20 protein-coding genes are annotated in these 23,040 nt (G+C 69.3%); 11 read left to right on the plus strand and 9 right to left on the minus strand.

The features are described 5' to 3' along the window. Positions 1-97 precede the first annotated feature (97 nt). Entirely contained in the window at positions 98-1,789 is a 1,692-nt protein-coding gene (locus GF068_RS12260) for a CTP synthase (protein WP_153819541.1), read from the plus strand. Here GF068_RS12260 and GF068_RS12265 read toward each other — a convergent pair. Further along, positions 1,782-2,738: an acyl-CoA desaturase gene (locus GF068_RS12265; protein WP_240806894.1), complete on the minus strand. Its 957-nt coding sequence runs from the start codon at positions 2,736-2,738 to the stop codon at positions 1,782-1,784. The two genes, GF068_RS12260 and GF068_RS12265, sit on opposite strands and share 8 nt — an antisense overlap. 171 nt (positions 2,739-2,909) lie before the next feature. On the opposite strand from GF068_RS12265, the gene GF068_RS12270 reads away from it, so the two are divergent. Continuing rightward, positions 2,910-3,551, plus strand: a complete 642-nt coding sequence (locus tag GF068_RS12270) for a CBS domain-containing protein (protein WP_153819542.1) — start codon at positions 2,910-2,912, stop codon at positions 3,549-3,551. Here the strand turns inward: GF068_RS12270 and GF068_RS12275 are convergent, their stop codons facing one another. After that, positions 3,552-4,487 carry a diacylglycerol/lipid kinase family protein gene (locus GF068_RS12275; protein WP_153819543.1) on the minus strand — a complete coding sequence of 312 codons (936 nt, stop codon included), beginning with the start codon at positions 4,485-4,487 and terminating at the stop codon, positions 3,552-3,554. 233 nt (positions 4,488-4,720) lie between these two features. Here GF068_RS12275 and GF068_RS12280 point away from each other — a divergent pair, with 233 nt between their 5' ends. Then, entirely contained in the window at positions 4,721-6,052 is a 1,332-nt protein-coding gene (locus tag GF068_RS12280; RefSeq protein WP_153819544.1) for a HEAT repeat domain-containing protein, read from the plus strand. 15 nt (positions 6,053-6,067) lie between these two features. Here GF068_RS12280 and GF068_RS12285 read toward each other — a convergent pair whose 3' ends face one another. The 3 genes from GF068_RS12285 to GF068_RS12295 are packed head-to-tail and all read right to left on the minus strand — an operon-like array spanning position 6,068 to position 9,240. After that, positions 6,068-8,158, minus strand: a complete 2,091-nt coding sequence (locus GF068_RS12285) for a DUF6029 family protein (protein WP_338046344.1) — start codon at positions 8,156-8,158, stop codon at positions 6,068-6,070. A gap of 34 nt (positions 8,159-8,192) precedes the next feature. After that, complete coding sequence (locus tag GF068_RS12290; RefSeq protein ID WP_153819545.1) at positions 8,193-8,723, minus strand: peroxiredoxin family protein; 531 nt, start codon at positions 8,721-8,723, stop codon at positions 8,193-8,195. 55 nt (positions 8,724-8,778) lie between these two features. Next, positions 8,779-9,240 carry a TlpA disulfide reductase family protein gene (locus GF068_RS12295; RefSeq protein WP_240806834.1) on the minus strand — a complete coding sequence of 154 codons (462 nt, stop codon included), beginning with the start codon at positions 9,238-9,240 and terminating at the stop codon, positions 8,779-8,781. 438 nt (positions 9,241-9,678) lie between these two features. On the opposite strand from GF068_RS12295, the gene GF068_RS12300 reads away from it, so the two are divergent. From GF068_RS12300 to GF068_RS12315, 4 genes are all read left to right on the plus strand, one after another. Continuing rightward, positions 9,679-11,004 (plus strand): hypothetical protein, encoded by a 1,326-nt coding sequence (locus tag GF068_RS12300; protein WP_153819546.1) that lies wholly within the window; start codon positions 9,679-9,681, stop codon positions 11,002-11,004. A 215-nt stretch (positions 11,005-11,219) separates the two neighbouring features. Further along, positions 11,220-12,398, plus strand: a complete 1,179-nt coding sequence (locus GF068_RS12305; protein ID WP_153819547.1) for a hypothetical protein — start codon at positions 11,220-11,222, stop codon at positions 12,396-12,398. Positions 12,399-12,574: 176 nt separating this feature from the next. Next, positions 12,575-13,684, plus strand: coding sequence for an Mrp/NBP35 family ATP-binding protein (locus GF068_RS12310; protein ID WP_153819548.1), 1,110 nt, complete (start codon positions 12,575-12,577; stop codon positions 13,682-13,684). Between the two features lie 150 nt (positions 13,685-13,834). After that, positions 13,835-15,709 carry a S1 RNA-binding domain-containing protein gene (locus tag GF068_RS12315; protein ID WP_153819549.1) on the plus strand — a complete coding sequence of 625 codons (1,875 nt, stop codon included), beginning with the start codon at positions 13,835-13,837 and terminating at the stop codon, positions 15,707-15,709. A 125-nt stretch (positions 15,710-15,834) separates the two neighbouring features. Here the strand turns inward: GF068_RS12315 and GF068_RS12320 are convergent, their stop codons facing one another. Genes GF068_RS12320 through GF068_RS12335 form a run of 4 tightly spaced genes read right to left on the minus strand, consistent with a single transcriptional unit; the run spans position 15,835 to position 20,362 of the window. Then, positions 15,835-17,043, minus strand: a complete 1,209-nt coding sequence (locus GF068_RS12320) for an ABC transporter permease (RefSeq protein WP_240806835.1) — start codon at positions 17,041-17,043, stop codon at positions 15,835-15,837. A gap of 17 nt (positions 17,044-17,060) precedes the next feature. Next, positions 17,061-18,278: an ABC transporter permease gene (locus GF068_RS12325; RefSeq protein WP_153819860.1), complete on the minus strand. Its 1,218-nt coding sequence runs from the start codon at positions 18,276-18,278 to the stop codon at positions 17,061-17,063. After that, positions 18,278-19,042, minus strand: a complete 765-nt coding sequence (locus GF068_RS12330) for an ABC transporter ATP-binding protein (RefSeq protein WP_153819550.1) — start codon at positions 19,040-19,042, stop codon at positions 18,278-18,280. The genes GF068_RS12325 and GF068_RS12330 overlap by 1 nt, the downstream gene beginning before the upstream one ends. 12 nt (positions 19,043-19,054) lie before the next feature. Then, a complete protein-coding gene (locus GF068_RS12335) occupies positions 19,055-20,362 on the minus strand; it encodes an efflux RND transporter periplasmic adaptor subunit (RefSeq protein WP_153819551.1) in 1,308 nt (435 codons plus the stop codon). A gap of 104 nt (positions 20,363-20,466) precedes the next feature. On the opposite strand from GF068_RS12335, the gene GF068_RS12340 reads away from it, so the two are divergent. The 4 genes from GF068_RS12340 (at position 20,467) to GF068_RS12355 (ending at position 23,029) form a co-directional block, all read left to right on the plus strand. Further along, positions 20,467-21,069, plus strand: coding sequence for an FKBP-type peptidyl-prolyl cis-trans isomerase (locus GF068_RS12340; protein WP_153819552.1), 603 nt, complete (start codon positions 20,467-20,469; stop codon positions 21,067-21,069). Between the two features lie 108 nt (positions 21,070-21,177). After that, complete coding sequence (locus tag GF068_RS12345; RefSeq protein WP_170319395.1) at positions 21,178-21,552, plus strand: hypothetical protein; 375 nt, start codon at positions 21,178-21,180, stop codon at positions 21,550-21,552. After that, on the plus strand, positions 21,549-21,839 hold the full coding sequence (locus tag GF068_RS12350; protein ID WP_338046345.1) for a DUF1844 domain-containing protein: 291 nt from the start codon (positions 21,549-21,551) through the stop codon (positions 21,837-21,839). The genes GF068_RS12345 and GF068_RS12350 overlap by 4 nt, the downstream gene beginning before the upstream one ends. Beyond that, positions 21,836-23,029: a S1C family serine protease gene (locus GF068_RS12355; RefSeq protein ID WP_338046347.1), complete on the plus strand. Its 1,194-nt coding sequence runs from the start codon at positions 21,836-21,838 to the stop codon at positions 23,027-23,029. The genes GF068_RS12350 and GF068_RS12355 overlap by 4 nt, the downstream gene beginning before the upstream one ends. The last annotated feature ends 11 nt before the right edge of the window (positions 23,030-23,040 follow it).

Here is a 23,040-nt window from a genome sequence, read left to right on the forward strand (position 1 = left end):
GAGCCCCAAGCGGGCAGAGCCGCCCGACAGCGTCCGGACAAACCAACCGAGCGCGGCTCGGGAGTGATGCGCCCACGCGGGGCCGGAGCGGCGGTTCATGAGCAAGCGGACCAAATTCGTCTTCGTCACGGGTGGGGTGGTTTCCTCGATCGGGAAGGGCCTCGGCGCCGCGTCGATCGGCGCGCTGATGGAGGCGCGCGGGTTGCGCGTCACGCACATCAAGCTCGACCCGTACATCAACGTCGATCCCGGGACGATGTCGCCGTACCAGCACGGCGAGGTCTTCGTGACCGACGACGGCGCGGAGACCGACCTCGACCTCGGCCACTACGAGCGCTTCACGCTCGCCCGCATGACGCGCCAGAACAACTTCACGACCGGGCGCGTCTACGAGTCGGTCATCTCGAAGGAGCGACGCGGCGAGTACCTCGGCGCCACCGTGCAGGTGATCCCGCACGTGACCGACGAGATCAAGCACCGCATCCGCGCGGCCGCCGAGGGCGTGGACATCGCGATCGTCGAGATCGGCGGCACGGTCGGCGACATCGAGTCCTTGCCGTTCCTCGAGGCGATCCGTCAACTCAAGGTCGAGTGCGGCAGCCAGAACGCGGTCAGCGTGCACGTGACGCTCGTGCCCTTCATCGCGACCGCCGGCGAGCTCAAGACGAAGCCCACGCAGCACGCGGTGAAGGAGATGCGCGAGATCGGCATCCAGCCGGACATCCTGCTCTGCCGCTGCGACAGGCCGCTCTCGCGCGGCATGAAGGAGAAGATCTCGCTCTTCTCGAACGTCGAGGTCGACTGCGTGATCGCGGCGGTCGACGTGGGCTGCATCTACGAGCTGCCGATCGTGCTGCACGCCGAGGGCATCGACGAGAAGATCGCGGAGAAGCTCAACATCTGGGCGAGGCAGCCGGATCTCTCGCAGTGGCACTGGGTGGTCGAGCGCTTCAAGCGCCCCACGCGCGGCACGGTGAAGATCGGCGTCGTCGGCAAGTACGTGCACCTCCGGGACGCGTACAAGTCGCTGCACGAGGCGCTCGTGCACGGCGGGCTGCAAAACGACGTGCGGGTCGACCTCGAGTACATCGACTCGGAGCAGATCGAGCAGAAGGGCGCGCCGGAGCTGCTCGGCGCGCTCGACGCGATCCTCGTGCCCGGCGGCTTCGGCGATCGCGGCACCGAGGGGAAGATCGAGGCGATCCGCTACGCGCGCGAGCAGAAGGTGCCCTTCTTCGGCATCTGCCTCGGCATGCAGCTCGCCGTCGTCGAGTTCGCGCGGCACGTCTGCGGGCTACACGACGCGAACTCGGCCGAGTTCGATCGCAACGCGCCGCATCCGGTCATCGACCTGATGCCCGATCAGAAGGGCGTGCTCGACAAGGGCGGCACCATGCGGCTCGGCGCGTATCCGTGCGCCCTCGAGCGCGGCTCGCTCGCCGCCGAGGCGTACGGCGCGACCTCGATCAGCGAGCGCCATCGCCATCGATACGAGGTGTCGAACAAGTACCGCGACGCGCTCGCGCAGGGCGGCCTCCTGCTCTCGGGGACCTCACCCGATCAGCGCCTCGTCGAGATGGTCGAGCTCCGGGAGCACCCCTATTTCCTGGGCTGCCAGTTCCATCCGGAGTTCAAGAGCCGCCCGCACCAGGCGCACCCGCTCTTCTCGCGCTTCGTGCGCGCCGCCGTCGAGCGGCAGCGCGAGCAACGCAAGCCGCGGACGGAGAGCGTCAGCGGGGCCCAAGGCACGCTGCCCGGCCCCGCCAAGAGCTCGTCCACCGTCAACTGACGCGCGTCACCGTTCGAGCGAGCGAGGGCGCCACGTCCTCGCGTGGCTCCTCCTTGCCGAGGAGGAGCGGAGAACGCTCGCCCACCTCGGCGACGAGGTCCTTGCGCAACACGCGCTCGGGCGGGCGCCGCAGATCCCACACGATGCCGAGCTTCTCGAGCGCGCGGAGCGCGTAGAAGCTCACGTCGATCTCCCACCAGAAGAAGCCCTGGTTGGCGCTCGACATGTAGTGGTGGTGGTTGTTGTGCCAGCCCTCGCCGAGCGTGAGCAGCGCGAGGAAGGCGTTGTTGCGGCTCGTGTCCTTCGTGGCGTACCGGCGTGAGCCCCAGACGTGCGAGAGGGAGTTGATGGTGAAGGTCGCGTGCATGAGCACGACCGTCGAGACCACGTACCCCCACAAGAAGCCGTCGAGGCCGAAGGGGATCGTGACCGCCGCGATGAGCACGGCCGAGCCGATCACGTGGTGCCGATCGAGCCAGCGGAGCTCGGGGTAACCCGCGAGATCGGGGACGAGATCCAAACGCGTCTTCTGGTGGTCGCGGCCCATCCACCAGCCGAGGTGCGCGTACCAGAAGCCGCGGCGCATGGGGCTGTGCACGTCACGCTCGGAGTCGGAGTGCTTGTGGTGGATGCGATGCGCCGCGGCCCACCAGAGCGGCCCCTTCTGCACGGCGGTCGTGCCGAGGAAGGCGAGCACGAGCTGGAAGAGCCGGCTCGTCTTGTAGCTGCGATGCGAGAAGTAGCGATGGTACGCGGCCGTGATCGCGAACATGCGCACGAGGTAGGTCGCAGCCGCGAGCGCTACGAGCTGCCACGTCGGGCCACGCACGAAGGCGATGACGAGGCCCACGTGCATCGCGGCGAGCGCGGCGACGTGGAACAGCTCGGACAGCGACCACTTGGAGGAGGCGACGATCGTGACGGTGGGCTTCGAATCCGGGACGTCCATTTGCACGGGTCCGACTGTCACACGCGCTCTTCAGGCGTCCCCCTGCCTCCGGTCACGATTCGGTCATGCGAGCGCGTGGCTCGCGACATGCACGCGTGACGCGTGGTGCAGCGCGTCGCGCGTCATCGATGGACGTGATGCGCACGTAACGCGCGGAAAGAGGAGGATCGCGTGAAGGTGCGAGAGATCATGAGCACGCCGGTGACCACGATCGAGCCCGACGACAACCTCGCGTTCGCCGAGGAGCTCATGACCGTCGAGCGCGTGCGTCACTTGCCCGTGCTGGATGGCGAACTGGTCGTGGGCCTCTTGTCGCACCGCGACATCCTCCTGGCCTCCGAGTCGATCCTGCGGAGGTCGGCCGTCGACCACGATCTCGAGCGCAAGCGCAAGGCGCGCGTCAACGAGGTCATGCGCGGATCGGTGGACACGATCGGCCCGGACGACGACGCCGCGGACGCCGCAGACCTCATGCTCACGCAGAAGATCGGCTGCTTGCCCGTGGTGGACGAGGCGCGCCGGTTGCTCGGGATCGTGACGGACGCCGACTTCGTGAAGATGGCGCGGGACGGGCTCCGCGCAGGGCGGATCACGCAGCCGGCGAGGCAGGCGATGGCACGAGCGAGCGCGCCGAGGGCGAGGCCGCCCCTCGCGAAGGGGACGGCGAAGGCCGCGGCGACAGCGGCGCGAGGCGCAAAGACGATCGCCACGAAGAAAGGGACGGCGACAAAGGTCGTGCCGAAGATCCCGGCGAAAGTGACGCCGAGGAAAGGCGCGGCGACGAGGAAGGCGCCGACGCGGCGGAGCGCGTGATCAGAGCGTGACGACGTCGATGGGCGGGCCCGCGGAGACCACGACCTCCGAGGCGCGGAGCACGTCGCCGTCGAGCACGTAGGGCCCCTCGGGAGAAAAACGCACGACGAACGAGCGCACGAGGTCGTCGAAAGATCCCGCGCCGCCGATGGGTCTTCCCAGGAGGACGCGCGGCGCGCGCGGGCCGAGCGAGCGCGGAGGCAGAGGGCTCGCGACGAGGTGCGGGCGATCGAGATCCTCGCCGGCGCGGTGGTTGACGCGCATGCCGAGGCCGAGGTCTCGCACGACGGCGGCGCACACGAGCGACCAGCGATCGGAGCCGAGGCGACGACCGTCGACCTCGATGGTGCACGGCATCGGCGTGAGCACCACGCGCGCGTACGGGCCTTCGACGAAGGACTCCACGAAGATCCGACCGGCGATCCGGGCCGCGCCTCCGTACCCGCGCGCGCCGTCCGCGTAGTAGAGGTCGAAGAACCGCGCGACGAGGCCGGTGCCGAAGATGAAGCCGATACGCTCGGTCGCCCTGCCCTCGCGCGTCTCGCGCACCCGCAGCGTGGCTCTGCGCTGCGAGGTGAGCGCGCGGGAGGCAAAGAGCCGCGCGAGCAGCCGCGCGGGATCCCCCTGCACGCCGAAGTTCCGAGCGACCGTGGCCACGGTGCCGCCGGGCAGGAGCGCGAGGCGCGGGAGCGAGGTCTCGCCGAAGGCACGCGCGAGCGCGGTCACGCCCGCCATGAAGCTCCCATCGCCGCCGGAGAGGATCACGAGGTCCGTGCCGCGCGCGGCGATGCGCGCGCAGACGGCGTCGAGCTCGTCGACACGCGTGGTCGGGTGGACGTCGGCGACGCCCGCGCAGACGCGCCTCACCTCGTCGAGGAGCGAAGGCCTTCGCCGATAGAGGCGAGCCGTGATGTTGGCGATGACGTCGATGCGCATGAGCGGAAGGTCCGCGGCGATGCCGAGGCCTGTGGGGGAGCGGACGCGATGGGCGCGATCGGGGGATTCGAGGGCGCGACGCGGCTCGTCCGAGCAGCGCTCCCGACCGGAAAAGGACACCCGAGGCGCGCAGGGTGACTCACCCGAGCTGCGGGGGAAAGGGCAACACGCGCGCGGACCCAGGAAGGCTTTGCGAGACGAGGCGAGGTCGGGTAGCTCGGAAGGAACGCCCGATGATCGCTCGCCGCACGAAATTCCCGCGCGCCCTTGGAAGCCTCTTCGTCCTCGCTCTCGCCGCAGGTTGCGGCGGAGGCCCTGCCCTGCGCGCAGCGGAGCAAGGAGACCTCGGCACCGCGCGACGCGCGCTCTCGTCGAGCGCCGCGGCGGAGGACATCGACGCGGACGAGGCGCGCCGCATTGCGCGTGTCGTGCTCGAGCAAGAGGTAAAGGCCGCGAAGGGCGACGCAGGCGTGAGCAAGCTGAAGGAGCTGCCGTCGTGCGCCGAGGGGCTCGACGACGCGCTCGAAGCGCGCGCCGAGGGCACGGACGAGGTCGCGGCGATCGCGGCGCTGATCCGCTTCGACGCGCGCCTCTGGGATCGCGACGACCTCGCGGCGGCGGCGCGCGCGGCGCTCGCGTCGAAGGGCGCCTCCACCGCGTGGCGCGCCGTCGAGGCGCGTGGGCTCGTCGACTACGCGGACGGCAAGCTTCGCCGAACCCTGTTCACCGACGGGGACGAGGCCGTGCGTGTCGCGGCGCTCAAGGCCTCGTTCGACGCGTTTGATCCGAACGACACCGAGGCGCTGCTCGAAGCGGCGCGGCTCGACCCGCACGCTCCCGCCCGCGCGCAGGCGATCGACGCGGTGGGCAACCTCGGCGGCGAGCGCGTCGTCCTGGCGCTGAAGGATCTCTTCGTGAAGGCAGACGAGGACGAGCGGGTCGCGATCGTGGGCGCGTGGGCCTCGTCGCGATCGATCGACGCCGGTGGGCGAGGGCAGCTCGTCCGGATCTCGCAGGCCGAGCGAGGTTTGCCGCAGATCGCAGCCGCGGCCGTGCTCGTCCGGCAGCCGGGCCCGGGCGCGGAGGACGCCGCGGGCGTGCTCGCGCGGGCGATCGAGGCGGGATCGACGCGCGAGCGGGTGTTCGCGATCCACGCGGCGACGCTCGAGAGCACGCTCGTGCGTGAGGCGCTGGTGAAGGCGCGGAGCGACGCGGACGAGGACGTCGCGATCGCGGCGCTCGGGCGCGGCCTTCAGATGGCGCCGGCCGAGGGGGAAGGCGCGCGGCCGAAGGAGCGCGCCGAGATCACGCAGAAGCTCCTCGGCATGGCGAAGGGCAAGGGCACACGCGCGATGCTGGCGAAGGCGGCGCTCGCGCGGGCGGGCGCGCGCGAGGTGCTCCCGCTGCTCACGGCGGACGCGCGTTCGCCGAGCGAGCAGGCGCGCAAGGTCGCGGGCACGTCGCTCGTGGCGCTCGGCGAGCTCGGCCGCGCCGCGCTGCTCGCGGTCGACGCGGACCCGCGCGTGCGCACGGGCGTGGCGTGCGCGATGCTGCGGGCCAAGTAGAAACAGTTTGTCGTTCTAGAACCTCGAGACGACCTCGAGCCGCGCGCCCTCGAAGGGCGGGAAGAGGCGGCAGACGCCGGAGACGCAGCGGATCGCGCCGCGCCGCTGCCCGACGAAGAGGTTCACCGTGTTCACGAGCCGCGAGGCCCAGGTGTCGGTGCTGCCGGATCGGTAGGTGAGCCCTCCGCTCAGGTAGTGACAGAGCACGATCTTGTACTCGTCCTGGTCGGAGAGCTCCGGCTGGCAGCCGGGCCTCGTCGAGTACTCGTAGCCGAAGACCGCGGAGAGGTGCGGCGACCAGTGCAGGGCCGTGTAGTTCTCGCCCTCGTTCCACGTACGCCCGTGCGTCGCGGGCAGGTAGCGGTTCCGGTGAAACCCTTGGAGCTGCAACGAAAACGGGCCCTTGATGTGCTTGACGAGGTCGTAGCGGACGTAGCCTTCGTAGTAGAGGACGTCCGTCTCGCCCGGCGCCCGCGTCCCGAGCGTGGGCACCGCGCGCTCCGCGATCCGCGCTCCGATCCAGGCGCGCGCGTGCGATTTGCCCTGCTCGCGGCTCATGTCGATGCCCACGGCCGTGTCCCACGTGTCCGTGCGGAACTTGTCGTCCATCGACTGGCAGAGGTCGTTCGTCGGCACCTCGGTCCAGCTCCGGTAGCGGCCGAGCCAGCCGTACACGGACGTGTGATCGTCGTACTTGAAGTTCGCGGTCGCGCGGCCGCCGGTCATGCACACGTTCGGCGACTCGATCGGCTCCATGTAGATCGGCTCGGCGGTCGGGGGCGCGCTGTAGGCGACGACGCTGTACTCGGGCGCGCTGTAGCCCGGCGTGGTCACGTCGATGTTCGAGCCGAGCGCGAAGAACTTCCGGTTGTGCTTGCCCTCGAGCGAGAGCTGAAGCTTGCCGAGGCCGAAGTTCGCGTTCGCGTACACCGCGTACCCCGACACGTCCGGTTGCCGCTCCGTCGCCCTGCCCTGGGCGTCGATCGCGCCCACGTGGCCGTCCCGGAGCTGCTGCCCCGCGACCTCCACGTAGAGATCACCGATGCCCGCGATCGACGGCACGTTCACCGATCCGCTGAAGGTGCGGATCTGGTTGTGCGAGCGACCTCCGGGCAGGACCGTGAACTCGGGGAACTGCGCGTAGCAGCCGTCGACACACTTCGAGTCGCCCGCGGGGCAGGTGTTCCTGCACGCGAGGTTCTCCTCGGTGAAGGATTTGCGCATCAACACCGACGCGTTGGCGGCGAACTGGATCGCGTCGATCCCGCCCTCCACGCGGCCGCCGAAGATCGTGTCCTCGAGGTAACTCGGCCTCGGCTCGGCCACGATCGGCTGGCCGTTGATCGCGTACGTCGTCGCGGGCTTCGCGTCCGGAAAGCCAAAAAACAAGGGCGATCCCGAGCCATGCAGGCGCCTGCCGCTCACCTCGTCGAAGCGCAGCGGGTTCATCTGCCCTGCGAGCAAGGTCGCGCCGATCCGCGCCGGACCGAGCTTCTTGTCGAAGACGACCTTGCCTCCGCGGATCGTCGTGTCGATCGCGAGCTCGTCGATCTTGCGCACGCTGAGCACGAGCCCGCGGCCGAGCTGCGCGTAGAAATCGCCGATCGTGACGTCGAGGCCCGGCTGGTTGTAACCGACGTAGAGTTTGGCCGGGTAGACGCTATTCAAGAACCGCGTGTTCAGCTCGTTGTAGAAGCGGTTCGCGTAGTCGATCGCCTCCGGGACCTGGGCGCTCGGATCGGCCTGCTTCACCGCGTCGATCTGGCGCTGCGCGATCACCTGCGCCTGGGTCCGCGACGTCGTGAGGAAGTAGAGCGCCGAGTCGAGGCGCACGCCCGCGCGGAAGCGCCACCACGTCGCCTGCACGTTCAGGCGGTTGATCCACTCGCCGTAGTCGTCGTCGACGATCGGGCGCGGGTTGAACGCGCGGGGATCGTGGTTTCGATTGTCCCAGCGGTAGTCGACGACCGTGGTGTTGGTGACGTCGAGCCCGATCGGCTCACCGAGCGGCCCGGGCACGTCGAGCGCCCGCGCCGAGGGCGCGATCGCGAGGCTTCCGAGGGTGACGGCCAGCGCCGCTGCGGCGCGCCTCGAGGAGGACTTCACGCGCGCCTTCTACCATGGCGCGCGCGCCGTCCGCTCAGTCCGCGAGGGCCTTCTCGACCTCGACGGCGAGCGTCTTCTCGTCGCCCGCGGTGTATCCGCCACGCTTGTGCACGATCGAACCATCCTTGCCGATCAGCACGGTGAACGGCAGCTCCCGCTTCGGATTGTAGCGCGCCGTCACCACGGTCTCCTCGTCGAGCAGGACGGGGAAGATCATCTCTTTCGCGCGCACCACGCTGCTCACCTGCGCGCGCGACTCGGGCCCGTCGGCCGAGACGGCGAGCACGACGAACCCGCGATCCTTGTGCTTCTTGTAGAGCTCGACGAGGTGCGGCATCTCGATCATGCAGGGGTCGCAGGTGGTCGACCAGAAGTCGATGAGCACCACGCTGCTCCCCTTGTAGTCCGAGAGCCGGACCTGCTGGCCGTCGAGCGACGGCAGCGTGAAGTCGGGCGCCGCAGCGCCGCCGCCGCCGGCCTTCGCGCCCGGCAATTCGCCGCCACACGAGCCAAGGAGGAGGCCGGCGATCGCGGCGCCGAGGACGTGAGCTTTTCGCGCGTTCATACGCGCATCATGCCGCAAATGGGCAGGGCCGGCACGCGCGCCGAGGAGGGACGAACTAGAGCTTGCCTTCGATGACCTTCTGGAACGTCGACCAGTAGCTCGCGGGCGGGGGACCGGCGTACGTGTGGACGATCTCCATCGTCCGCGTGTTGATGATGATGTTCGCCGGGAACGAATCGGACTCCCACAGCGCCGCGAGTTTGCCGCCCGGATCGGTGACCGACGGGTAGTCGATGGCGAACTTCTTCACCCACTTCGTCAGATCGTCGGGCGTCGCCGGCGAACCCGAAATGCCCTCTGCGAGGGCGAGGAGGAACTCACCGCCCATCGGCTGGTACTTGTCGCGCAGGCCCGGGAGGACCTCCGCCGCCTCGTACTGGCAAGGGCCGCACCACGAAGCCGAGATGATGATCGCCAGCGCCTTCGGCTTCGGCGTGCCAGCCCCGAACGACGAGTTTTCCGGAAAAACCTCGTCCCCGGTGGGATTGTAGAACTCGGCGAAAGAGATGAATCGCACGCCGCTGGCGATATGTGCCGTACCGGTCGGGAAACCGATCAGCTCGTAATTCTGCGCTATCGAGCCCTTGCTGATGCCGTAAGGACCCGCGGGATACGGGAGCGCCCACGATCCGCGGGGCAGTTGCCCCGTTTGATCGGGGAACCCCGGAGTGACGTTGCCGTCGCCCTCGTCGCCACCGCAGCCGATCAAGCCGAAAGCTGCCGTCAGACCGAGAACCAAGCACCGAAAGAGCACGTCGTTTCGCATGATGCCACCGCGCCGGGAATGAGGTAGGTCGGAATGGTCCCCGCGGGGGTCCGGGGCGTCAAGCGCCCTTCCTTGCAAAAGCCCCCGCACGGACCGGATCCAAAACCAGGCAAGATCCGTGGAACCCGGCACCGTCCCACGCATACCCACATCCACGGAGGGACGGCCCTCCGCGGTTCGAGGTCATCCATGCAGCATTCTCCCGTTCTCCGTCCGCGGCAGCCCGCGCGCCTCCGTTTTGCCGCCGCCCTCTCGCTCCTCTCGCTCCTTTTCAGCGGCGCGCTCGGCGCGTGCTCCGAGGAGGAGGCGCCGTTCTGCTTCGGCGGCTTCGTCACCGCGGACGGCGTGTGCGAGGGGAAATGCACACCCGACAAGTGCCTGGAAGGCAACACGTGTGTGAACAACCGCTGCGTCCTCGAGTGCGCCGCGCACACCGATTGCCTCGCCGACGGGACGCAGGACTGCTCGCCCGCGGTCGAGGATGATACGAAACGCGAAATCTTCGCCTGCCAGCCGAACGACAAGCCCTTCGGCTTCGGCTTCAAATGCCCCTTCGGCGACGAGTGCAGCAAGGTCCACTCCTGCGCCGGGACGGGCACGCCCTGCATCCTCGACCAGTGCAACGGCGCGCCCGACACCTGCACGCTCGACGAGGAGCACTGCTACGGGCGCGCGAACTGCCTCGTCGGCAAGTGCCCGGACAAGACGGCTTGCACCGTGCTCACGTGCGCGCCGGCGGAGTGCGTCGCGCCGCTCTCCTGCCTCTCGACCGCCGAGGGTGACGCCGATGCTTTCTGCACCAAGCAAGATTGCCAGAGCGACGCCGAGTGCCCCGGCGGCTTCTACTGCGGCACGACGCGCGAGGCCCGCGCCCTCTGCGAGAGCATGAACCCCGCCAAGGGCAACAACGGCCTCTGCGGACAGTCGAACGACCCGTGCATCGAGCCGAGCTCGCTCGGGCAGGGCAACACCATGTTCGAGGGCCAGCTCTGTGTCCTGCGCAAGACGTGTATCGCGCGCGACACGTGCGCCCCGTGCAACACCGACCTCGACTGCTCGCAGAACACGAACAGCCACTGCGTCGCGCTGCCGAACGACACGACGAAGCGCTGCGCCGCCGGGTGCGCGACGGACGACGACTGCGGGCGCGCCTTCGAGTGCAAGCCCGTGGACGCGGCCGCGCCGGAGGGGCCGAAGGCCTGCTTCCACCGCTTCGGCTCCTGCGTCGGCGAGGGCAACTACTGCGAGCCTTGCGTGAACGACGAGCACTGCGGCCCGCTCACCGGCCGCTCCGTCTGCATCGAGGCCACCGACGGCAGCCGCGGCTGCGTCGACCTCGCCGCCGCGGGCGGGCCTTGCATGTCGAACGCGGACTGCCCGCTCTCGCCGAGCGGTAAGCACGCGGAGTGCGACCTCAACCCGAACTCGCAGAACTACCAGAAGTGCCAGCTCCTCCCGTACACGCTCGCCAACCCGCTCGACCCGAACCAGGGCGGCGAGGCGAGCTGCTGGTAAGACACGCTGGTCTCCGGGGGCTTCGATCGCCGCGCGACGCGCATGAAGTTTCGCGTCGCGCGGCACGTCTCCTTCGCACCTCTCGCTCGTGATCCGCGGCTCTTCGTGGAGCATCGGGGATCGACGAGAGACTGCTCACGCCGCACTTCGCATGGCGCAGAAGGTGCACGTGCGCTTCAACGTACCCATCACTTCTTCAACAAGGAGAGCTTCGCATGTCGCAGAAGAACAAGTGGATTCGCTTCGCCGCCGCGCCCGCCTTCGTGCTCGGCATCGGCCTCACCGCCGGCATCGGTTGCAGCGACGTCGCCGACATCGTCGACGGCTGTGACGAGTTCCGCGCCGACGCGTCGTGGGGCGCGAACCTCGACATCGACTACCGCGTCAAGTCGTTCATGGGCGCCTCCGGCGCGTTCGTCACGCTCGCCGATCAGATGATCGCCGACGTCACCACGGCCTGCGAGGGCATCGCCGTCGCGGCCAAGCGCGACCCCGCGGCGTGGAACACGCTCGAGGGCGCGGCCCGCCTCGAGGCTGCGTGCAAGGAGGCGGAGACCGGCTTCGACGCGGTGATCCAGGCGAACGCCGAGGTGAAGCTCGTCGCGCTCGTCGAGGGTGGCCACTGCGAGGCGAGCCTCGACGCCGCCGCCGAGTGCAACGCGCGCTGCGACGTCGACGCCAAGTGCACGCCGGCGCAGCTCGAGGCCAAGTGCGAGCCGGGCAAGCTCGCGGGCTCCTGCTCGGCCAGCTGCTCGGGCTCCTGCACGGCCGACGTCGGCGCCACGGTCGAGTGCAACGGCCGCTGCAGCGCGACGTGCGACGGCAAGTGCGACGGCGCGTGCTCCTCGGGCGACTCGAACAACTGCAACGGCCGCTGCGAGGGCACGTGCGAGGGCACCTGCTCGGGCTCGTGCGAGCTCGAGGCCAACGCGACCGTGCAGTGCAACGGCACCTGCCGCGGTGAGTGCTCGGTCGAGTTCCAGGAGCCGCGCTGCGAGGGCAAGATCACGCCCCCCGAGTGCGAGGTCGACGCCGACTGCCAGGCGAGCTGCCGCGCGCAGGTCCAGGCGAACGCGTCGTGCACGCCGCCCAAGGTCACGATCGAGCTCTCGGCCGGCGCGACGGCCGATCTCGAGGCGCTCGCCTCCGCGCTCGAGGAGCACCTGCCGAGGCTCATCGTGAACGGCGTCGAGCGTGGTCAGGCCGCGCTCGACGCGGGCGAGACGCTCGTGAAGGTCGGCCAGAACCTCGAAGGCGCGCTCACCTCGAGCGGCAAGGCCTTCGTCTGCGCGACGACCGCGGCGAGCGCCGCGCTCAACGCGAGCGTCGAGGTCAAGGTCTCCGTCGAGGCCAGCGCCAGCGTCGGCGGCAAGGCTGCCGGCTCCGTCAACTGAGCGCCTGATCGACGCGCCGCCCGGCCGCTCGTCGTGCTGGGCGGCGCGTTCTCTTTTTGTTTCGCCCCGGCCGTTTTTCTCGGCGGCCCTCGGGCCTCGCGATCGTGGAACGGGTTGACGACACCCACGGCTGGTCCTAACAGACCGGCTGCCCCGCGCCTGCCCCCAAGGAAATCATGGCAATCACGGTCGACTCCGCGAAAACCGCGCTCGCAAAGGTCGAGGACCCCGAGCTCTCTCGTCCCCTCGCCGACGTCGGCATGCTGGGGGACGTCACCGTCGAAGGTGACGACGTCACCGTCGGCATCACGCTCACGACGCCGGCGTGCCCGTACAAGGCGCGGATCCAGGACGACGTGACGGCGGCGCTGAAGGCCGTCGGCGCCGCGAACGTGTCCATTGCTTGGAGCTCAAACGTTCCCGAGCGCAACATCATGGCCGACGATCCTTGCCCGGGCGTGAAGAACATCGTGCTCGTCATGAGCGGCAAGGGCGGCGTCGGAAAGAGCACGGTCGCCGCGAACCTCACGCTCGCGTTGAACCGACTCGGCTGCCGCGTGGGCCTGCTCGACGCCGACATGTACGGGCCGAGCGTGCCGACGATGCTCGGCGTGATGGGCCGGCCGACCTCGTCCGACGGCCAGCATTTCCTGCCGCTCGAGCGCTTCGGCGTGAAGCTCATGTCGATCGGCTTCTTGCTGGAGGACGCGCGTCAAGCCGTGGTCTGGCGCGGGCCGATGATCCAGAACGCGTTGCTCCAGTTCATGAAGGACGTCGACTGGGGCACGCTCGACTACCTCATCCTCGACCTGCCTCCCGGCACGGGCGACATCGTGCTCACGATCTCGCAGAAGCTGCGGACCACGGGCGCCGTGGTCGTGACGACGCCGCAGGAGGTCGCGCTCCAGGACGTTTACAAATCGGTCTCGATGGCCCAGAAGGTGGGCATCCCCATCCTCGGGGTCGTCGAGAACGAGAGTTATTTCATCTGTGACGGTTGCTCCGCGCGCCACGAGCTCTTCGGCTCCGGCGGCGGGCAGAAGATCGCCGAGTTCGCGGGCGCCCCGCTGCTCGGCCAGATCCCGCTCGATCCTTCGGTGCGGGAGTGGGGCGACGCGGGCACGCCCGTCGTGCAGGCGGCGCCGGAGAGCTCGGTCGGCCGAGCCTTCCTCGAGGTGGCCCAGCGGCTGGCGGCCAAGGTGAGCGTGCTCGACCTCGGTCGCGGGGGCACCCTCCGCATCGACCGGAGTGGCGGCCAACAGCGGTTTTTACCCATCGTACGTTAAAAAAACGTCGCGAAAGTTCGCGCGCCGTTCGCTGAGACCTCGCGCCTGTGCGCGAGGTACGTTATGTTTTCCGTCCCCTTCCGAGCTACGCGTATGCGCGAATGAGCGTCCCCTGACGACACGCGCCGCGAGCGGGGCCCGAGATCCCGGATGAACACGGACAACGACAATACCGAGGCGGCAGAGGTCCAGACGGACGCCGCGGCGCCCGAGGCGCAGCCGCAAGATCAGAAGCCCGAGGCGAACACCGAGGCCCAGGCTGCCTCGTCTTCCCCGGAAACCGCCGCTCCCTCCCGCGAGGACTTCGAGGAGGAGGAGCAGCCGGGAGACGACATCGGCAACCGCTTGCCGGGCGCCGGCGGAAGGCCGCAGGCGAGCCCTGCGGCGAGCGCCGAAGGCCCGGGCGGCGACGCGAAGAAGCGCAAGCGTCGCAGGAAGCGCAAGGGCCCGCCGGGCGCACCAGGCCAGGCGACGGAGGCCGCCGCCGAGGGTGCCGAAGGCGCCGAGGACGAGGGCGCGGAGGGCGAGGAGGCGGAGGCCGGCGAGGCCGCCGAGGCCCAGCCCGGAGGCGAAGCGCCGCAAGGCAAGCGCAAGGATCGCCGCAAGGACAAACAGGCCGCTGCGGCTGCCGCAGCTCTGCGCGAGCGCCCTGCGTTCAGCGTGGGCGAAGAGGTCTTCGGCAAGGTCTGCAAGGTGACGGACCAGGCGATCTGGATCGACATCGCAGGCAAGGCGACGGGCCTCTTCGATCGGCAAGAGCTCGGCGACGAGGAAGTGCCGGCCGAGGGAGATCAGTTCATCGCGAGCGTGCAGAGCACGGGCGTTCGCGGCGGCATGCTGGTGCTCTGCAAGGGCCAGCCGAAGCCTCTCGACGAGCTGAAGACGCAGCTCGAGGCCGCGTCGCAGAGCGGCGAGCCGGTCTTCGGCTTCGTGACGGGCGCGGTGAAGGGCGGGCTCGAGGTGGACCTCGGCGGCATGCGCGCGTTCGCGCCGGCGTCCCACGTCGATCTGCGCCACGGCGCCGACCTCTCGCACCTCGTCGGTCAGAGGCTCGACTTCGTGGTCGCGCAGTACGCGAAGAAGGGCCGCGACATCGTGGTCTCGCGCAAGCGCATGCTCGAAGAGGATGCGCGCCGCACGCGCACCGAGGCGCTCAGCAAGGTCACGCCGAACAGCGTGCACAAGGGCATCGTGCGCAAGGTCGTGGCGTGGGGCGTCTTCGTCGCGTTGCCCGACGCGGGCAACGTCGAAGGCCTCATCCACATGAGCGAGGCGAGCCACGATCGCAGCGCGCGCCTCAGCGACCTCTTCCGTCCCGGCGCGGAGATCGACGTCAAGGTCATCCGCATCGACGACAAGGGCAAGCTGTGGCTGAGCCACAAGGCCACGACCGCGGATCCGTGGGACACGGTGAAGGAGAAGTACGCGGTCGGCACCAAGCACAAGGGCAAGATCGCGCGCCTGCAGCCGTTCGGCGCGTTCATCGAGCTCGAGCCCGGGATCGACGGCCTCTGCCACACGGCGGACATCTCGTTCAAGCAGGTCGAGCACCCGAGCGAGGTGGTGAAGGTCGGCGACGAGATCGACGTGGTGGTCGCGAGCTGCGATCCGGGCGCGCACAAGATCGGCCTGCACCCCGCGCTGCCGGCGGGCGAGGAGGAAGAGCCTCGTCAGCGCGTGCAGCAGTACAAGGCCGTGAAGGTCGCCGTCGTGGCGGCCGTCGAGGGAGGCCTCTCGGTCCGCGTCCTCGGCGTCACCGGGCGCGCGGCGCGCGGGTTCATCCCGGCGGGCCACACCGGCACGGCGCGTGGCACGGATCTCCGCAAGGAGTTCCCCGTGGGCACGAAGCTCGACGCGAAGGTGCTCGAGGTCGACCCGCGCCGCGGCGAGGCGAAGCTCTCGATCCGCGCGCTCAAGGAGGACGCCGAGAAGCAGGCCTACCAGTCGTACCGCGCTGGTGTCGCCCGCGAGGCGAAGTTCGGCACCTTCGCGGACCTCATGAAGAAGAGCCAGTCCAGTCATTAGTCGACGCTTGGGGGCTTCGCTCCGGCAAGCGGAGCTTCGCCCCCAAACCCCCGGGCTCGATCGACCGAACGATCACGCGCCCCGCGGCCGAGAGGCTCCGGGGCGCGTGGCCTTTTGTCGTCCCGTCATTCGCGCCCGAGCGCCTGCACCGGATCCATGCGTGCGGCCCTGCGCGCCGGGAAAAACCCGAACACGAGCCCGATCGCCGTGCTCGTCCCGAGCGCGACCGCGAGCGCCTGGGGCGCGAGCTTCATCGGCAGATCGAGCGCCGCGCCGAGGCCCAGGATCGCCGCGTAGCCGATCGTCGTCCCCACGACCCCGCCGAGCGTCGCGAGCACGAGCGACTCGACCAGAAACTGCACGAGGATGTCCATCTCGCGCGCGCCGATCGCCATGCGGATGCCGATCTCGCGGGTCCTCTCGGTCACGCTGACGAGCATGATGTTCATGACGCCGATGCCGCCCACGACGAGCGACACGGCCGCGATCCCGACGAGCAGGAGCGACAGGACGCCGTAGATCTTGTCCTGCATCTGCTGGAACTCGGCCTGCGTGCGGATGAGGAAGTCGTCCTCTTCTCCCTCGCGGATGCGATGCCGCTGGCGGAGGATCTCCTCGGCTTGTTTCTTCGCGCGGTCGGTCGTCTCCGGGCTCGTGGCGCTCATCATGATGGCGTCCGTCTCGCCCGGCCGCGTGAACCGCACGTGGGATCGCATCGTGCTGATCGGCATGACCACGACGTCGTCCTGGCTCCGACCGAACGGCGAAGGGCCCTTCTCTTCGAGCACGCCGAGCACGCGATAAGGATGCCGGCCGATGCGGATCCATCGACCCACGGGATCGGCCGAGCCGAAGATCTCCTTCGCCGTCCCGGTGCCGATCACCACGACCTTCTCCGAGACGTTCTCGGACGACGTCGTCCACGGCTCGCCGCTCTGCAGCTTCCAGTTGCGCACCTGGAGGTAGCCGAGGCGCGAGCCGATCACCTCGGCCTTCGCGTTTTGCCCTTCGTAGACGACCTGCGCCGACGCGCGCAGGAATGGCACAGCGGCCTTGATGCTCGTCGACTCGCGCTCGAGCGCCTGGCAGTCGGACTCCGAGAGCTTCGACCCTCCCGCCGTGCGCGCGCCCGAGGCCCTCGCCGACTGCGGAAAGACGATCAGCGCGTTCGATCCGAGGTTCGTGATCTGCCCGTTGATCTTGGCGCGCGCGCCGTCGCCGAGCGCGGTCATCGTCACGACGGCCGCGATGCCGATGGTGATGCCGAGGATCGTCAACGCCGCGCGCAGCTTGTTGCGCAGGACCGCCCGCATGGCGATCGCGATCGCGGACAAGACACGCCAGATGCCGATCACTCTTGTCGCAGCGCGACGATGGGATCCATCAGCGCCGCCCTCCTCGCGGGGAAGAACCCGAACACGATCCCGATCACCGCGCTCGTCCCCATCGCGGCGACGACCGCCGGGATCGGGAGCTCCAGCGACCAGCCGAGCGCGCCGCCGAGCGCCTTGATCACGCCCGCGCCGATCCCCAGCCCGAACACGCCGCCGATCACGCTGAGCACGATCGCCTCGACGAGGAACTGCGTCATGATGTCCGCCGCCGACGCGCCGATCGCCATGCGGATGCCGATCTCGCGCGTCCGCTCGGTCACGCTGACGAGCATGATGTTCATCACGCCGATGCCGCCGACGAGCAACGAGACCGCTGCGATCGACGAGAGGAGCACGGTCAACGTGCCCACGATCTCCTCGGACGATTTGCGGAACTCGGCCTGCGTGCGGATGCCGAAATCCGGATCCTGATCGGGCGCGATCCCGTGCCGCTGGCGCAGGATCGACTCGATCTGCGCGACGGCGCGGTCGACCGTCCGCTCGTCCGTCGCGGAGGCGATGAGCTGCTGCACGCGCCCCGGCGGGCTCGGCACCACGCGCGCGCGGAAGCTGCCGATCGGCATGAGCACACGATCGTCCTGATCCTCGCCGAAGGGCGACTGCCCCTTCTTCGCGAGCAGACCCACGACGCGGTACGGATAGCGGCCGATGCGCACGTACTGGCCGATCGGATCTCCGGTGCCGAAGAGTTTTTCGCGGACGGTCTCGCCGAGGATCACGACCTTCGCTTTGAGCAGCTCCTCCGACTCCGTGAACATCTGCCCCTTGTCCACGGAGAAGCCGCGCACGGGGAAGTAGCTGCGCGAGACGCCCATCACCTGCGTCACGGCGTTGCGATCGCCGGCGATCACCTGCGCTCCCGTGGAGCTGAAGGGCGCGACGTTCGCCACGCTCGTCGCCTCGGCGACGAGGGCGCGACCGTCGGCCTCCGTGAGGCGATTGACGTCGCTCGAGCGCACGCCCGAGCTCTGCGTCGACTGCGGGAAGATGAAGATGACGTTCGCGCCGAGGTTCGAGATCTGCCCGACGACCTGCGCCTGCACGCCCGTGCCGAGCGCGACCACGATCACCACCGCCGCGACCCCGATGAGGATGCCGAGCACCGTCAGGCTCGAGCGCATCTTGGAGCGCACGAGGGCGCGCAACGCGAGCCGGATCGCGGCCAGGATCGCCATCACGAGGCGGCCCCGTAATCTTCCTGCGCCGGCAGCTCCGCGAGCGCGCGCGCTGCGTCCGTCGGCTTCTCGTTGACGATGTCGCGCCGCACCTTGCCGTCGCGCATCTCGACCACGCGCCCCGCGCAGTCGGCGATGTCGCGCTCGTGCGTGACCAGCACGATGGTGATGCCCTGCTCGCGGTTGAGCCGCTGCAGCAGATCGAGCACCTCGAAGCTCGTGCGTGTGTCGAGGTTACCGGTGGGCTCGTCGGCGAGCAGGAGCGGCGGCTGCGTCACGAGGGCGCGCGCGATCGCGACGCGCTGCTGCTGACCGCCGGAGAGCTGGTTCGGCGTGTGGTGCAAGCGCGTGCCGAGTCCGACGGCGGAGAGCGACTCCACCGCGCGTTTCCTCCGCTCGGAGGCGCCGACGCCTCGGTACACGAGGGGCAGCTCGACGTTCTCCAGCGCGGTCGTGCGGGGCAGCAGGTTGAAGCCCTGGAACACGAAGCCGATGAGGTGGTTTCGCACGATGGCCCGCGCGTCGTTGCTCCGCGAGCCGACGTCGATCCCGTCGAGGATGTACTTCCCGCGCGTCGGTCGATCGAGGCAGCCGATGATGTTCATCATCGTGCTCTTGCCCGAGCCGCTCTGCCCGATGATCGCGACGAACTCGCCCTTCTCGATCGTCAGGCTCACGCCGCGCAGGGCGCGCACGACGACCGCCTCGGTGACGTAGTCCTTCTGGATGTCGTCGAACTCGATGATCGGCGGGGCGTCCTTCATCACGTCCCTCGCCTAGAACGGCCTGCGACCACGCGCGCCCTTGGTCGCCTCGTCGGTCTCTTCGGTGACGACCTTGAGGTCACCGATGTCCGTGCGCAGCGCCGTGTGGATGCCGTCCGTGATGCCGATGTCGACCTCGCGCATCTCGATCTGCTCGGCGCCCGGCGTCTCGTTGGTGATCACGTAGATGCGCCCTTTTCCTGCGGGCAGCGGCGGGAGCGGATCCTGCGGGATCGGCTTGCCCTCCTTCGTCATCGGCGGCGCGGGCTTGAACCGAAGCGCCGCGTTCGGCAGGCGCTTGACGCCCTTCGCCTCGGCCGAGTGGATCGTCGCCGTCGCCGTCATGCCGGGGCGCAGCTTGATGTCGGGGTTCTCGACCTCGATCACCGCGGCGTACGTCACGACGCCCGCCTGGTTCACGGGGCTGTATCGCACCTGGCTCACGAGCCCTTTGAACGACTCGCCCGGGAACGCGTCGACGCGGATGTCCGCGGTCATGCCCTCCTTCAGGCGCCCCACGTCCGCCTCGTCGATGTCCGCGAGGACGCGCATCTTGCGCAGGTCCTGGGCGATCACGAAGAGCGTCGGCGTCTGGAAGCTCGCGGCCACGGTCTGGCCGGGATCGATCGCGCGGTTGATTACGACGCCCTCGATGGGCGAGAAGATCTTCGTGAACGCGAGGTTCGTGTTCGAGCGCCGCAGCGTGGCGTTGAGCTGCGCGACCTGCGCTTTGGCGGACGCCACCTCGGCGAGCGCCATGTCGTAGCTCCCTTGCGCGGAGTCGAGATCCGCCTGCGATCCCACGCCCTCCGCGAAGACCTTCCGCGCGCGATCGAGCCGCACCTTCGCCGTCTCGAGGTTCGCCTCGGCTCGCTTGACGCTCGCGCTCCCGGCCGCGACTTGCGCTGCGTTCGCGTCGATCTCCGCGCCGAGGAGCTGCGTATCGATCTCCGCCAGGAGATCACCGGCCTTCACGTGGCTGTTGAAGTCCACGTGGACCTTCGTGATGCGCCCGGAGACCTGCGCGCCGATCTGCACCTCGGTGACCGGCTTGACCTGCCCGGTCGACTGGATGGTCTCGAAGACGTCGCCCTGCGTGAGGGACGTGGTCACGTAACGCGCGGGCGGCGGCGGCTTGGTCTTCTGCATCCAGATCATCCCGCCCGCGACGAGGCCTGCGAGGACGATCAGGATGACGAGCCACCGGAGCCACTTTCCCCGGCCTTCCACGCGCGACAGCGCTTTTTGCAGGTCGGCTCGCTCGGCCGTGTTGTTCCGGGCCGGCCCGCCCGCGTCGAGGTGCACTCCCGGATTGGCCATGACGGAACCCGTGATAGCACGGTGGAGCCTCCGGGCGCGGCCGTGGCAAAGGACCTTTCGCGACGCTTGAAGGGGCGGCGCCTACGTGGCACACCCACGGGCCCATGTCCCAGCCCGCCATTGGCCCCGACACGCGCGTCTCGCTCTCGTACGTCCTCTTCGACGAGGACGGGGATACGGTCGATCGCGCCACGGAAAGCGAGCCGCTCGAGTACGTCCACGGCTACGCGCAGATCCTCCCCGGGCTCGAGCGAGCGGTCGAGGGCATGCACGCGGGCGAGCGTCGTGAGGTCGTCGTCGAGCCCGAAGACGCCTTCGGCCAGCACGACGACGAGGGCGTCTTCGAGGTCGACAAGGCCGATTTCCCCGACAGCGAGCACGTGACGCCGGGCGACGAGTTCATCGCGCAGGCCCCCGACGGCGAATCCATCGCGATGCGCGTGGTCGAGGTCCTCCCCGACGCGTTCGTCGTGGATACGAACCACCCGCTCGCGGGCCAGAAGATCCGCTTCGAGGTCGTCGTGCACGACGTGCGCGCGGCGAGCGAAGAGGAGATCGCGGAGGCGCAGGCCGAGCTCGAGGAGCGCGCCCTCGGCGACGGTGGTGGCGGCTGCTGCGACCACGATCACGACCATGATCACGACCATGATCATGGCCACGCGCCCGAGGGCGGCGGACATCTCGTCCAGCTCTCGCGCAAGCGCTGAAGCCTACTGCACCCGGGGGGGAGCAAGTCCGACCAAGGGAGACACGACGAACCGATGAAAGCAGCTACGGATCAGGGATACTTTGCCGCGCTTGCCTATGATCTCCGGGTGCGCGAGCGCCTCCTCGCCGCGGGCGTGATCACCCAGGCGGACCTCGACCGTTACCTCGGCGAGCTCCCCGAGCTCGAGACCGAGGCCGAGGGGCTCGGCATCGCGCAGCCCGCGCTCGTCTCTGCGTCTGCCGCGCAGGCCCCGGCGCAGGCTCCGGCGGCTGCGCCCGTCGCGACGATGCCCGTCGCGACGATGCCCGTCGCGACGATGCCCGCGGTCACGGCTGCCCCGGCCCAGAGCAGCGAGACGATCGCGGACGTGGACGCGGATGACGACGATGATGTCGACGACGTAGCCGACGCAGCCGACGTAGCCGACGCAGCCGACGTAGCCGACGTAGCCGACGTAGCCAACGAGGCAGGCGAGGCGTGAGCGGCCAGGGCGATCGCGACGCGCCGGCAGCGGGGCAGCTCCCGAAGCTCGACTTCTCGATCTTCGTGATGTCCATCATCGGCTCGGCGCACGTCCATCTCGGCGATATGCCCGGCCCGGATGGGCACTCGGAGCGCAACCTCGACCTCGCCCAGCAGGACATCGATCTGCTCACGCTTCTCGAGGAGAAGACGAAGGGCAACCTCACGGGCGACGAGGAGCGGCTCCTCACGCAGGCGCTCGACGAGTTGCGCGAGCGCCTCGCGGAGGTATCCAAAGAAACGTGAGCTCACCTCGCCCGCCGCTCCTGCTCCTCGTCTTGATCTCGTGGCTCCTCGTGGCTGCGTCGGCGTGTGGCAAGGGCGGCGGCTCGTCGGGCAACGCGTCCGGGGCGGGCGAGCCTGGGGCTTCGCTCCCGCCCGGCGCGATCCCTCTTCCGAGCAGCGCGGCGCCGATGGCTCCTCCCTCTGCGCACGCGCGGACGGCGCCCGCCGCGCCGGCGATCGTGACCCAGGAAGGCACGCCGATCTCCTTCGCGCCCCTCGCGAAGAAGGCGGATCCGGCGGTGGCGACGGTCAAGGCGCGCGTCGAGAAGGAGACCGCTTCGGGCCGCCGTCGTGCCGTCTCCGAGGGCCTCGGGACGGCGTTCGTCTACGACCCCGAGGGGTTCATGCTGACGAACAACCACGTCATCGAGGATGCGACGGACATCGTCGTTGGCTTCGTCGATGGCCGTGAGATGCGCGCGACGGTCGTGGGGCGCGACAAGCACACGGACATCGCGGTCCTGCGCGTCGACGAACGAGGCCTGCCCTCGCTTTCGCTGGGCGACTCGGACGTGATCGACGTGGGTGACTGGGTCGTCGCGATCGGCAACCCGTTTGGCCTCTCGCACACCGTCTCGGCGGGGATCCTCTCGGCGAAGGGCCGCACGCGTGACGACGTGAAGGGCCTCGATCCCAGCGGTTATTTCAACTTCCTCCAGACCGACGCCAGCATCAACCCCGGCAACTCGGGCGGCCCGCTGCTCGACATGCGTGGCGAGGTCGTGGGCATCAACGCGGCCGTCCGCGCGAACGCCAACAACATCGGCTTCGCGATCCCGATCAACATGGTCAAGCAGCTCTTGCCCACGTTGCTCCGGGACGGGAAGATCCGGCGCAGCGCGCTCGGGGTCTTCGTCGACGCGCTGAACCCGATCGAGGCGAGCCGCTTGCGGCGGCCGGATCGCAAGGGCGCGTGGGTGCAGCGGGTGATCGCGGGTGGGCCGGCCGATCGTGCTGGGCTCTCGCCTGACGACGTCATCGTCTCCTTCGACGGCAAGCCCGTCTCGGATCCGAACGAGCTCCGGTGGCTCGCGAGCATCGCGGGCGTCAACAAGACGGTGACCTTGCGGATCGCGCGGCTCGAGCGGGTCTTCGACGTCCGCGTGACGCTTGGCGAGCTCGAGCCGATTGACGACCGTGAGGAGCCTTGACCTTTCGGCCG

It is taken from the genome of Polyangium spumosum (assembly GCF_009649845.1).
In the GTDB taxonomy this organism is placed as follows: domain Bacteria; phylum Myxococcota_A; class Polyangia; order Polyangiales; family Polyangiaceae; genus Polyangium; species Polyangium spumosum.